The organism is Natronosalvus amylolyticus (assembly GCF_024298845.1).
Taxonomy (GTDB): Archaea; Halobacteriota; Halobacteria; order Halobacteriales; family Natrialbaceae; genus Natronosalvus; species Natronosalvus amylolyticus.
In genome coordinates this window covers 1,026,637-1,039,064 of record NZ_CP101156.1, presented here as the reverse complement: position 1 = coordinate 1,039,064, position 12,428 = coordinate 1,026,637, and the positions used below count along the sequence as shown (strand labels likewise).

The following is a 12,428-nucleotide window of genomic DNA, read 5'->3' as shown; positions in this document are numbered from 1 at the left end:
ACAACCGCTATCGGTTCGGCCCACACGTTCAGGCGTGACGAACCACAGATCGTGCCGGTTTGTTGTCCGCTGTGCAGTCCCTCTGGCTATTACCTGTTTTCCGCCCCACTAAGCTCGTCTCCTGACCGCAGCAGCGACCGCTCGGGTGCGCACGGTCGCCACGGGGACCGCCGCCACACTCGAGGTGTAGAGAAAGGCATTTTACGCGGCCGGTGTAGGTGACAGTATGAGCAATCCCCCGACCGAGTTTTATTCCGCAGAACGCTGGCAAAACTGGATCGATCGCATCGACGACGAAGAGATCGACCCGGAGGACGAATCCTCGGCCCGTTTACTGTTGAATCTGCAGGACGACACGGCTATCGCCATCGCCAAAATCGTCGCCGCCTACGACGATGGCGACCTCGACGAGGACGCAGCACTCGATGAGATTGCCGAAGTGCGCGAGATCGTCCTCTCGGAGGTCGACATCGATGACGAAGAGACGCGGATGCTCGTCGACGGGGTGCAGACTAGCCTGGTTTGCGTGTTTATTGCCGCAGAGGAGTACGTCGCCAGCGGTCCTGCAGAGGAAGGCAGCGTCGCCGACTACGTGGGTGCGGCCGCCGACGCCGAAGCCGAAGAGGATCTGGATGCAGCCCTCGGCTTTGCCGCACAGGGCGGCACGCTGATTTTCGACGGCGAAACGCTCGATATGACCATCGCGGAAGAACTCGAGTACGGGCTCGTCACCGAGTGGATCAACGGTCTGGACAGCCTCCAGAGTGCGATGAGCGATCCGGAAGTCGTCGAAGAGGACGAGTAGGCTGTCTCCTCCCTGGTGTCTCGAACTGAGCTTGTCGTTTTGGTGACCTGTTCGCTCGAGCCAACACTCATATACCGTAGCAGAACAATCTCAATCTATGATACGCCGGGGTGAGGAGCGGGCCGTTTCGACGATCATCGGTGCAGTCCTCATCCTCGGCATTCTCGTTACCGCGCTCGCGTTGTACCAGGTAAACGTCGTTCCCGATGATAACCGGGCCGTCGAGTACGAACACCATCAGGGCGTCCAGAGTCAACTGCTCGACGTTCGTAACGGGCTGGTGAACGCGCCTGACCGACGCGTGGGCTCGTATTCGGTCGCGCTCGGGACGACGTATCCGACGCGAACGTTTACGATCAATCCGCCGCCCTCTTCGGGGACACTCGAGACAGTTGGGGAGAATCGGACGATACGCCTCGAGAATGTCGAGGTTGAAGGCGGTGATGTCGGTGACTACTGGAACGAACGTGAACTCGAGTTCAATACGAGTTCGCTCGTTTATCAGCCGCGGTATAACGAGTATCGCAACGCACCAACTATCGTCTACGAGAATTCGGTCCTGTACAACGAACAGAATGGTGGGCAAGCAGCTTTGAGCGGGCAACGGCTAATCGATGGTAATACGATTCAGCTTGTTTTGCTCGAGGGTGAGTACTCCTCGAGTCAATCCGGTACGGTGGCTGTCGATTTCGAAACGGTGAGTGCGTCCTCGAATACGATTGATCTCGAGGCCAACGGGAATGTGACTCTGTCCATATCGAGCCACTTGAGCCAGAAGCGATGGGAACAACTCCTGTCGGATGAGCCTCGAGTGCAATCAGTCACCAACACGAGTGATGGCGTCGAAATTACGCTCGAGGAAGATGACTACACGTTACAAGTTGCAAAGGTTGGACTCGGGAGCAACATCGAAGATGAAAAAGACCAACCTGCATATTTGACCGTCGTCGAGGAGCCTCGGGAGGTTCAGGAGGGTGAAACTACCCGAATGACGGTTGAAGTACGGGATGGATACAATAATCCGGTATCTGGCGTCCGGGTCAACGGGAGCGTCAACGATGACGCGGCTAACGAGATGGTGCCGGATAATGACACGACCGGCAGTAATGGGCAAGTGACCTTTTCGTACGAAACTGGAGAGGATGAAGGCGGTAACGACGTTTACCTCAACGCCAGTTTCAAAACCGAGGATCCGAGTTCGAGTGAGTTCGATTCCGACGATCCGGAAAGCGTGAGCAGGATGATAACGGTGCGCCAATCCTCGAGTGGAAATGGCGGCGGATCAAGTGACGAAGGGGCATTCAGCGGTCGAATACAGGATACAGATACGGGTGATCGTGTCCTCATCAAGGGCGATGGCTTGTATCGGACCGTGGAGATTGAGGACAGTAACGGCAACTACACCGTGTACGGCGTTCAAGAGGACGATTACGAAAACGTCGTTGCGGGCGATTACGAAAAGGAAACTGATCCTTTCACTGTCGAACCGCAAGCAACGACGAGTACCGTTGATTTCGGTGACCCGCCATTCTTCGCCGTTTCGAACGTCGACGCCAACGATGCCGATGCAGGTGAGACCGTTACGGTGACGGCCACGGTAGAGAATACTGGGTTCCGGACCGGTGAACAGTTGATCGAACTCGAGATCGAAGACGAAGATGGAGATACTAAAACGGTCGATTCAGAGCCTGTCAACCTGAGTGAAGACGAATCCAAGCAAGTAACTCTCGAGTGGACAACCGAGGCGGGTGACGAAGGTGAGTATACTGCCAACGTCTCGAGCGATGACGATAGCGACACGGATACTCTCGAGGTTTGGGATCCTGATGTAGAACAGGGATTCCTCGTGAGCATTGATACTACCAACGAACCAGTGGTCGAGGGTGATACCCTACTGGTCAATTCGACCGTCACCAACGATGGCAACGAAACGGACACGCAGGATATCGTCCTCAAGATCGATGGTGAGGAAAAAGACCGTGTTTTGAACGAGGAGATTCCAGGTGGCGAAAGTACAGAGGTCACGCATGAGTGGGTCACTGAAGAGGGTGATGCCGGTGACTATACGGCTACTGTCTCGAGTGATAACAATAGTGACTCTCAGCAGGTAACTATCGAAGAATATAGTTTGGATATCAGCTATGAGGAAGATCCGACGAGAGAGGGTTCAAGAGGTGTTGAGTTCTCTATCCGAAATGCTGGTGCTACAGCTGATATTGATAGAATACTTGTCGAGGATATTAATAGAAACACTTACGATCTTGAGATAGAAGAAGGCGTTCTAGTGCAGAGGTCCGATCTAAATGTTAGTGTTATAGAAAATCATGATTCATATACAATCATGTCTGGTGATGTAATTGCTTATGAATTACAATTCGGTGGAACAGGTAATGTGGGTGGTCAACAACTGACAATAACATTGTATACCGAAAGTGGTGATGAAATAGAACTTGGGACCGTAACCGTAAGTTAACCCATTCTTTTCGTCAACCGTCGAAATCCCGAACGACAATATCTTGTAGTCTGACTCGAGTAACAGTACTATGAAATCCGTCGGTATCGACGCCGTCGAAATCTGGACGGGCAACCTGAAACTCGACCTGCCTGGCACGTTCGCCGAGCAGATGGGTGATGACCCCGCCAAGTACACGAAAGGACTCGGTCTCAACGCCTCCTCGTTCCCCGACAGTTACGAGGATATCGTCACCATGGGGGCCAACGCCGCGCACCGTCTGATGGAGCGCAAGGGCCTCGAGCCGGACGATATCGGCCGAATCGACGTCGCAACCGAGAGCGCGTTCGACAACTCGAAACCGGTTTCGACGTACGTCGCAGGCTGCCTCGAGCAGGTGTTCGAGGGGGACTTCCACCACGCGAACAAAGGCGAGCGCAAGTTCGCCTGTATCGCGGGTACCCAGAGCCTGGACGACGCGTACAACTGGATCCGTGCGGGCCGCAACCGCGGGCGCGCCGCGCTCGTGATTGCGACCGACACTGCTCTCTATGCTCGAGGCGATGCCGGCGAGGCAACCCAGGGTGCAGGTGCGGTGGCGATGTTGATCAGCGAGGACCCCGACCTGGTCGAACTGTCGACCGAGCAGGGCTTCGGGTCGGCCGACGAAACCGACTTCCTCAAGCCAAATCAGCAGTTCCCCAGCGTGGACGGCAAACGGTCGGTGCAGGTGTACCTCGCGCGGATGCGCGAAGCGCTCGTGGACTACCAGCGCGAAGCCGGGACGATCACCGTCGACGACTTCCGGTACGCGCCGTTCCACACGCCGTTCCCCGGGATGGTCCGGAAAGCGGCGCTGCTCGCCTACCGTCACATCACGCGCGATACCGAAATCGAGGACGAACTCGCCGAAGACATCGGTCGCCAGCCTCGCGAGGAGGCATTCGACGACGAGGAAGCGTTCCACGATGCGATCCGAGAGTACATGGACGCCCTCAAAGGCACCGACCGATACCAGGAGTGGTACGCAAACACCATCGAACCCACGTTGACGATCTCTCGAGAGGTCGGCAACTGGTACACTGGTTCGGTCCACGTGGCACGGGCGAGCGCGCTCAAACACGCCGCCGAAAACGACATCGACATGGCTGGTGAGGCACTGCTCGTCGGCTCGTATGGGAGCGGTGCCCAGGCCGAAATCCACACCGAAGTCGTCCAGGAGAACTGGCGCGAAGAGATCGAGGCGTTGAACGTCGACGACCAGCTCGAGGCGCGCTACGATATCAACTGGGAGGATTACGAGGAGATTCACGACGCACACAATCACGAGATGGACGTCGATATCGAACCGCTGACCACCCCAGAAGGCGAGTTCGTCTTCGACGGGTGGGGTCGTATGGGCGAGCGTAAATATCGATTCGTCGACTGATCGGCAACAACCTATTTTCCGGCGGATAAGTCTGTACGAGCGCTACGGTTCAGTTGCGACCGCTCGCTCGAAAAGAGGTGCGTTCTTAACCCCGTGCTCCTAAGCAGCTAGTAACGTGTCTCGGAACGAAACCCGCGGCCGACCAGTGGCGAGGGTTGTGTGGCGGGGACGGGCCGGGAACTTTTCAATCACAAGCCATGCACGGAACACGTACTTCGGGGAGTCCGTACGCTCCTCACACGGACGACGATACGGCGGCGATGCTCGAGGCAATCGGTGCCGACTCGGTCGACGACCTCTTTGACATTCCGGAGGGGGTCTGGTTCGACGACGAGTTCGGTATCCCTGCCCGGAGCGAGCGCGAAACGCGAGCGCTGGTCCGGCGAACGCTCGAGAAAAACGAATCGCTGGTGGAGTTGCTGGGACGGGGTCACTACGGTTACTACGTCCCGTCACTGGTCGATCACCTCGCCGACCGGTCGGAGTATCTGACGTCGTACACGCAGTACCAGCCCGAGACGTCACAGGGGTTCTTGCAGGCGCTATTCGAGTATCAGTCGCTGCTGGTCGAGCTAACGGGACTCGAGATAGCGAACTGTTCGATGTACGACGCGGCAACGGCACTCGGCGAGGCAGCGACGCTCGCAGAACGTGTTCGAGAAACCTCCGGACATCGCGTCCTGGTCCCCGACACGATTCTCGAGGGTCGCCGGAGCACCCTCGAGAACTACGTCGCTGGAACGGACCTCGAAGTAGAAACGTATCCGACGTGGGAGGGAACCGTCGATCTGGTCGACCTCGAGCGACAGATCGACGAGGATGTCGTGATGTTGTATGCCGAGAACCCGACGGTGTCGGGTTCGATCGAACCAAACCTCTCCGAGGTTGGCTCTCTCGCTTCGTCGTCGGATGCCCTGTTCGTGCTTGGCTCCGATCCGATTGCACTGTCGCTGTTGCAGCGACCGGTCGACGTCGGTGCCGATGTTGTCGTCGGTGACGCTAGCGTGCTGGGGTTACCCACCAGTTACGGCATGGGACTCGGGCTGTTTGCGACGCGCGAATCGTACCTACGTCAGGTACCTGGCCGACTCGTCGGCGTCAGCGAAGACGACCAGGATCGCCGTGCGTTCACGCTGACGCTCCAGACGCGTGAACAACACATCAGACGCGAACGCGCGACGAGTAATATCTGTACGAATCAGGCGTGGGTTGCCCTTCGAACGGCGATGCACGCAGCGATGCTCGGTCCGGATGGACTGGTCGACCTGGCAAAACGTGATGTCGTACGAGCGGAGTCGCTCGCCGAACGGCTCAATGAGTTAGACGGTATTACAGCGCCGGCTAATGACCGCCGGCATTTCCGTGAGTTCGTTGCCCACGTTGACGACAGTGCCAGAGCGATTGCTCGAGCACTCGAGGAACGCGGGTACGCGGTTCACGTCCTCGACGACGATCACATCCAGTGTTGCATCTCGGGTGTAACGGAGGCAGATATTGGTGGGTTCGTCGCCGCGATTAGCGAGGTGACACAATGAGCGATAACGTGTCCGACACGGAGAAGTCCGGTGTCGAAGACGCCTACTACGAGCAAGCACGCTACGTTCGGAACGGGAAGTACGAACCGTTGCTTGCAGAGAAGGATAGCACTCGTGTGACCATCGACGACGATGAGTCGCCGCTTCCCGCCGACCTAACGCGCGATACACTCGAGTTGCCGGGGCTTTCTGAACCCGAACTCGCTCGCCACTATACGCGTCTCTCTCAGATGATCTACGGCATCGATACCGGCCCCTATCCGCTCGGGTCGTGTACCATGAAGTACAATCCGAAGTTTACCGAAGACGTTGCGGCCCTCGAGTCGGGTGCCGTCCATCCGGGCCGCTCACCTGAAACGATTCAGGGAACCCTCGAGTTGCTCTACCGACTGCAGGGCTATCTTGCACAGATCGGGGGGATGGATGCGGTGACGCTCCAACCACCTGCCGGCGCTGCCGGCGAATTCGTCGGGATTCGTGTCGCCAACGCGTATCACGAACACAACGACGAAGGCCATCGTGACGAAGTCATTATTCCCGAAAGCGCCCACGGGACCAACTTTGCGACCGCGGCCCTCGGTGGCTACAACGTCGTATCGCTGCCCAGTAACGACGAAGGTCGAGTCGATCTCGAGGCGCTCGAGGCGGCCCTTTCAGAACAGACGGCGGCGTTGATGTTGACAAATCCGAACACGCTCGGGTTGTTCGAACGCGACATCACTGAAATCGCCGAAATGGTCCACGATGTCGGTGGTCTGTTGTACTACGATGGAGCGAACCTCAACGCTCTCCTTGGCCGCGCTCGGCCCGGTGATATGGGCTTCGACGTGATGCACTACAACGTCCACAAAACGTTTGCGACCCCACACGGCGGTGGTGGCCCAGGGGCCGGCCCGGTGGGGGTCGTCGACGAACTCGCACCGTTCTTGCCAGCGCCACGCGTTCGTGAAGTTGAGAACGAATATGAACTGTTCGACCCGGAGCGGACCATCGGTCACGTCCACGGCTATCAGGGCAACTGGCTCGTATTGATCAAAGCCTTCGCGTACATTGCGCGGTTGGGTGACGAAGGATTGCTCGATGCCAGTGCGAAAGCCGTGCTCAACGCGAACTATCTCGCGAGCCAAATCGACTATGAGGTTCCGTACGGTCCGTTCCATCACGAGTTCGTCGCCAGTGCCGGTGAGCAAGACGCGGCTGACGTCGCAAAACGGATGCTCGATTTCGGTGTCCATCCGCCCACGACCAAGTGGCCCGAAATCGTTTCGGAGGCACTCATGACCGAGCCAACCGAGGTCGAGAGCAAGGAAACGCTCGACCTGTTGGCTTCGGCGTTCAGACGCGCGAGTGCGTCCGACGCGGAAACCCTCGAGACCGCACCCAGTCGGACCGCTGCCGGTCGGATCGACCAGACGAGTGCGGCGCGAAATCCGCGACTCTCCTGGCACGCCCTCGACGAGGAGTAATAGCGATTCGTGGACGTCTTGTGACACTCGATCGGTGACGGGATCGCTCGAGTGTCTCGATATTTCGACGATCTAGTATAACGCCAGACCTCTTTTTCGAGTAGTACCGAATAGCGGGAGCACTGGTTCAGACGGTCTGTGCTTCGGCTAATTTCATATTGCAATATTTGGTTTATCTATTGGCTGCTGGTCGGTCTCGGAGACCATCCCGCGGCTCGAAGTCTCTGCTAGAGGAGTCTCCGTTGCGTTCTTTCGTGCAACTGGATAACAGTCGGTGGAGAGCACTGTAACCGTTTACCGGCCAGCAATGAATCGAAGTGGTCGCTGATCGGTACGCAACTACAGCGATTCTATGAGAGGACGACGTGCCCTCTCTACCCGTGGATCAGCGTACAATCGAGGCAAACTATTTGATTTCACGGCCTGGTACGGACCCGGAACTTCACCAGTCGATCGATGTTAGATTTCGAGGACTGTGTCATAGAGGGCATGCAAGAGACTACGACAGAGGCTTATCGCACATTGAGTGTGCTCTGATAGGGATTATCGTAACCAGTCGGAGTTTTTGAAGGACGGCTGTCGACGCTTTGCCTCGATTCTTCGTCGGTAACGATGAACTCCTCCGATAATTCCTATGGCTATGGGCATGAATCCTCATGAGTCACTGCACAACGCTCGAGCAAATCGTCAGTTCCTATCGCTGGAACCGAAGAGTCATGATGTTACCCCAGGGGGTATCGTGCACAACACACCCTCCCTGAACGCTGTGATTTTGTGCCCGCCAGGTGAGAACGTATCTCGTTCGAGAAGACTGGTTAAACGGCACTCGAGTCGATACCGTTGATTTTCACGAAGCCGTAATCACAGCTCGGGCAGTGCCACTTGACTTTCTCTCCCAGATGGAGAGTCGTGCTGGCCGCACGGTAAAACGTCTGTTCGCCACAGTCTGGACAAGTTGCCTCGAGTTCCATCGACATATCGGGTGATTACGGACCGAGCGAGTTTAACGTACTGATTTTGGTGCTCGAAACTGCCTGATTTGGAGTGTGATAAACTCCATGTCGCTTCATTAATTGTGCGTGGGCGGATATCGGGGTAACGGTTGGTCCTCAGAGCCACGGGATCGTCGAGCGCATTCGTTTATCACGCCTATTGCGGTGCTATCTTGCAACATCACCTGCAATGGTTTTCGATGGTAACTATCGGTGCAAACTGTTTTTCGAGTGTTCTTTCATCGAAATCCAGCGTCCTACCAGATCCACGCGCAGACAACCGAGACGTCTTTGGTTTGAGTAATCCTTCACTCTAGTGGCTTTCCAGACCTACCGGTTGAGCCGATCGAGAGGTATGGCTCACACGTCGACGTTTGGGAGAGTACTACTGTAGTCAGTGAAACGATTTACACACCTACAGCCGCGAAGTCTTCGGGGAGGGTGTGCGAAGACTTTCACTGGCTCTACAGGTTACTCTGTTTCTCCCGTGTGGTGATGATTACTTTTTCAGTTTCGTGACCCATTATTCACTCCCAAATGAAGGCACTATTGGTTACATTACTACGGTTTAGGAACTGGAGGCGGTTATATATGTGTGGGAATATGACTGACTCATATGTCTCTTCGTGGCTCTCACAACCAGCGGGCGGTGAGTCGCCGTAGCGCTCTGGTCAGGGTTGGTGGTGTCCTCGGTACCACGCTTGCGGGCTGTTTGGGAGCTAGTTCTAGTTCGGTACATGTTTTGTCAGCCGGCAGTCTCGCACGTACGTTCGAAGACCACATCGGACCAGCGTTCGAGGAGGAAACCGGTATCCAGATCCATGGAGAGTATTATGGGGCTAATGCAGTGATGCGAATGGTCGAAGACCGGACGAAACACCCCGACGTCATTGTCAGCGCCGACGCAACGCTTCTGCGAGACCGACTGTACGGTGATTTCACCCACTGGGACGTCGTCTTTGCAACGAATAGTGTCGGTATCGGATACAACGAACTGACGGAGTTTGGACGGGGCCTCGAGGACGGTGAACCCTGGTACGAACTGGCGCTCGAGTCGAACGAGGGCGACATATCGATCGGAGATCCAGATCTCGATCCCCTTGGGTACCGGGCTGTGCAGGCGTTCGAGCTGGCTGAAAACGAGTACGATCTTGACGGATTCCGGGACAAAATGATGGGCCTCGTTTACGAGGAGCCGGACGAACCGCAGATGATGGCCGGGGTAGAAACCGGGTCGCGGGCAGCAGCCATAGTATACCGGAATATGGCGATCGATCACGACATGCCCTTCTTCGAGTTTCCCGACGAGTACAACTTTGCAGTACCCGCGTTGGCAGACCACTATGGGACTGTCGAGTTCACGACGGACGAAGAAGGATACACTGCAATAGGGCGTCCAGTGTTGTACAACGCAACGGTGAACGACGAAGCGGACGCGTCCGAAGCCGGACACGACCTCGTTCAGTTTCTCATCGATGAGACCGACTTGCTGGTCGAGGCCGGGCTGTCGGTAGAAGATAGCGTACCTCGTTTGGAAGGTGACGTTCCGGGTGGGATCACTGTATGAGTCTCGCAAACCTTTCTCCGAGGCAGCGGTCAAAACGGTTGCCAGAGCTGCTCGTCCCCGCGCTCCTCGGTGCACTCATCCTCGTCTACTTTGCAATCCCGTTCGTCGCATTTATCGCTCGAACTGACACGGCAAACCTCGTCGCGGGGTTATCCACACCCGAATCGCAGGTGGCGATTCGAAACTCTCTCTTGACAGCCCCAGTTTCGACGGCGATCGCCACCGTTTTCGGCGTCCCGCTCGCGTACGTCCTGGCTCGACGGTCATTCGTCGGAAAACGATTCGTTGAAGCGCTCGTGATCTTGCCGCTTATCGTCCCACCGGTCGTCGGTGGTGCAATGATCCTCACTGCTGTCGGCCGGTTTACCCCGATAGGTGCTGCCGCCGCGGCTGTCGGTATTTCACTCACTGACAGTTTAATCGGTGTCATCCTCGCCCAGACGTTTGTCGCTGCTCCTTTCGTGATTATTACCGCCCGTGCCGGGTTTGGTGCGGTCGAAGAACGGTTAGAGCAGGCGTCTCGCTCGCTCGGGTACGGTCCGCTCTCCACGTTCTGGAACGTTTCACTGCCGCTCGCTCGAGGGTCAATCGTCGCAGGTATTATTCTGACGTTTGCTCGAGCGATCGGTGAGTTCGGTGCGACGATGATGGTTGCGTACAACCCACGGACGATGCCGACTCGCATCTGGGTTGACTTTATCGCGGGTGGTATCGATTCGATCGCACCGCTTGCACTCGCACTGCTCGGGATTACGCTCGCTGTTCTCGCGATAGTGCAACGATTCGGCCGTGTACCGACGGTGGTCGAACGATGATTCTCGAGATCGACCAGCTTACACACAGCTATGGTGCCGAGCTAGCCGTTGATAGTGTCTCGTTCGGACTCGAGGAAGGCGAACTCGTCGCATTGATCGGTCCCAGTGGGTGTGGGAAGACAACGATCGTTCAGGCGATCGCCGGTCACGTCCAGCCGACGGCAGGACGGATAGCACTCCGCGACCGAGACGTAACTGGAGAACCACCCGAGGAGCGCCACGTCGGGATCGTCTTCCAGCAACCGACGCTGTACCCTCATATGCGTGTCAGTGAGAACGTCGCCTATGGGCTCACAGCGCGTGGCCTCGACAGGCAACAGCGAACTGAGCGAGTGAACCAGTATCTCGAACTGGTCGATCTCAGCGACCAACGGGACGCGTATCCGTCTGAACTGAGTGGCGGTCAGCAACGCCGAGTCGAATTCGCTCGAGCACTCGCGCCACAGCCAGACGTGTTGCTCCTCGATGAACCCCTATCGGCCCTGGACAGGCAGTTACGCGAGCGAATGCGTGAGGAAATTGCCCGAATTCAGGCCGAAACCGGAGTCACAACCCTGTTCGTCACCCACGACCAGGAGGAGGCGATGGCGCTTGCCGATCGACTCATCGTGATGAACGACGGTCATATCTCCGGTTCCGGAACACCACGAAGTCTCTATCGTTCACCACCAACCCAGTTTGTGGCATCGTTCCTCGGTCGATCGAACCCGTTCTCGGCAACGGTTGTTGCCCGGCAACCGCCTATCCTCCGGGTGGGGGAGCGAGAATTCACCCTCTCTGACGAAGCGGTTACCGTCCCCGAGGGAACGTCCGTTACGTGTCACGTGCGCCCTGCGGATGTATCGCTACGGCCACCTGCAGGAACGACAGTCGACGATCTTTCACTCCCCGGTGAAGTCGTGTCTGTGGCCGATATCGGCTGTCGATACGATGTGACAGTCCAGACTGCCACTGGCCACGAGTTCGTGGTAGAGACAGCTGAACGCCCCCCGAGAGAGGGAGACAAACGCACGATCGAGCTCCCACGAGACCGAATAACGGTCTTCGAATCCGGCGGCCGTGGGCGTGTGGGTTCCACTGCGCTCCCAGAAACCAGTTTCTGACTACCAGTATAGGAGCTAGTGGAACGATTTAGACGCCTATCGTGCCGCCGTCTTGGGAGAGAGCGTGCAATAGATACAATTGGGCTGCGATGAACTCGAGTGTTTTCACATCTTCTGGTCCCACATACGGGTCATATCACATGATTTCACCCCATAGGTGACCGCTGGGAGGGGTCGGGCAGTCTGTCAGGCATCCACTGTGGTTCCAGGGCAGTCATCTCGAGTGAGGTCCTGGTGGAGCCGTTCGAAGCGACAATTAAGTAC

At 56.8% G+C, this 12,428-nt stretch carries 9 protein-coding genes; 8 read left to right on the top strand and 1 reads right to left on the bottom strand.

All coding sequences use genetic code 11. The annotated features are described in order from the left end of the window. The first annotated feature begins 226 nt into the window (after positions 1 to 226). The 5 genes from NLK60_RS04835 (at position 227) to gcvPB (ending at position 7,687) form a co-directional block, all read left to right on the top strand. Positions 227 to 805 carry a DUF2150 family protein gene (locus NLK60_RS04835; protein ID WP_254809761.1) on the top strand — a complete coding sequence of 193 codons (579 nt, stop codon included), beginning with the start codon at positions 227 to 229 and terminating at the stop codon, positions 803 to 805. A gap of 97 nt (positions 806 to 902) precedes the next feature. Further along, positions 903 to 3,278 (top strand): Ig-like domain-containing protein, encoded by a 2,376-nt coding sequence (locus tag NLK60_RS04830; RefSeq protein WP_254809760.1) that lies wholly within the window; start codon positions 903 to 905, stop codon positions 3,276 to 3,278. Between the two features lie 70 nt (positions 3,279 to 3,348). Beyond that, positions 3,349 to 4,686 carry a hydroxymethylglutaryl-CoA synthase gene (gene hmgB / locus NLK60_RS04825; RefSeq protein WP_254809759.1) on the top strand — a complete coding sequence of 446 codons (1,338 nt, stop codon included), beginning with the start codon at positions 3,349 to 3,351 and terminating at the stop codon, positions 4,684 to 4,686. A 197-nt stretch (positions 4,687 to 4,883) separates the two neighbouring features. After that, entirely contained in the window at positions 4,884 to 6,221 is a 1,338-nt protein-coding gene (gene gcvPA, locus NLK60_RS04820) for an aminomethyl-transferring glycine dehydrogenase subunit GcvPA (protein ID WP_254809758.1), read from the top strand. Beyond that, the gene (gcvPB, locus tag NLK60_RS04815) at positions 6,218 to 7,687 is read left to right on the top strand and encodes an aminomethyl-transferring glycine dehydrogenase subunit GcvPB (RefSeq protein WP_254809757.1); all 1,470 of its coding nucleotides are present in this window, start codon (positions 6,218 to 6,220) and stop codon (positions 7,685 to 7,687) included. The genes gcvPA and gcvPB overlap by 4 nt, the downstream gene beginning before the upstream one ends. Positions 7,688 to 8,502: 815 nt before the next feature. On the opposite strand, the gene NLK60_RS04810 is transcribed toward gcvPB, so the two are convergent. Further along, positions 8,503 to 8,664, bottom strand: a complete 162-nt coding sequence (locus tag NLK60_RS04810; protein ID WP_254809756.1) for a DUF7838 family putative zinc beta-ribbon protein — start codon at positions 8,662 to 8,664, stop codon at positions 8,503 to 8,505. Between the two features lie 631 nt (positions 8,665 to 9,295). Here NLK60_RS04810 and NLK60_RS04805 point away from each other — a divergent pair. The 3 genes from NLK60_RS04805 to NLK60_RS04795 are packed head-to-tail and all read left to right on the top strand — an operon-like array spanning position 9,296 to position 12,164. Continuing rightward, entirely contained in the window at positions 9,296 to 10,246 is a 951-nt protein-coding gene (locus NLK60_RS04805; RefSeq protein WP_254809755.1) for an extracellular solute-binding protein, read from the top strand. After that, on the top strand, positions 10,243 to 11,061 hold the full coding sequence (locus NLK60_RS04800; RefSeq protein ID WP_254809754.1) for an ABC transporter permease: 819 nt from the start codon (positions 10,243 to 10,245) through the stop codon (positions 11,059 to 11,061). The genes NLK60_RS04805 and NLK60_RS04800 overlap by 4 nt, the downstream gene beginning before the upstream one ends. Beyond that, entirely contained in the window at positions 11,058 to 12,164 is a 1,107-nt protein-coding gene (locus NLK60_RS04795; protein WP_254809753.1) for an ABC transporter ATP-binding protein, read from the top strand. Before NLK60_RS04800 ends, NLK60_RS04795 begins: the two co-directional genes overlap by 4 nt. The last annotated feature ends 264 nt before the right edge of the window (positions 12,165 to 12,428 follow it).

What these genes read in the sequence shown, in the direction of transcription:
- NLK60_RS04835 (WP_254809761.1), top strand. Translation starts at nt 227, where the DNA reads ATGAGCAATCCCCCGACCGAGTTTTATTCCGCAGAACGCTGGCAAAAC.
- NLK60_RS04830 (WP_254809760.1), top strand. Translation starts at nt 903, where the DNA reads ATGATACGCCGGGGTGAGGAGCGGGCCGTTTCGACGATCATCGGTGCA.
- hmgB (WP_254809759.1), top strand. Translation starts at nt 3,349, where the DNA reads ATGAAATCCGTCGGTATCGACGCCGTCGAAATCTGGACGGGCAACCTG.
- gcvPA (WP_254809758.1), top strand. Translation starts at nt 4,884, where the DNA reads ATGCACGGAACACGTACTTCGGGGAGTCCGTACGCTCCTCACACGGAC.
- gcvPB (WP_254809757.1), top strand. Translation starts at nt 6,218, where the DNA reads ATGAGCGATAACGTGTCCGACACGGAGAAGTCCGGTGTCGAAGACGCC.
- NLK60_RS04810 (WP_254809756.1), bottom strand. Translation starts at nt 8,664, where the DNA reads ATGTCGATGGAACTCGAGGCAACTTGTCCAGACTGTGGCGAACAGACG.
- NLK60_RS04805 (WP_254809755.1), top strand. Translation starts at nt 9,296, where the DNA reads ATGTCTCTTCGTGGCTCTCACAACCAGCGGGCGGTGAGTCGCCGTAGC.
- NLK60_RS04800 (WP_254809754.1), top strand. Translation starts at nt 10,243, where the DNA reads ATGAGTCTCGCAAACCTTTCTCCGAGGCAGCGGTCAAAACGGTTGCCA.
- NLK60_RS04795 (WP_254809753.1), top strand. Translation starts at nt 11,058, where the DNA reads ATGATTCTCGAGATCGACCAGCTTACACACAGCTATGGTGCCGAGCTA.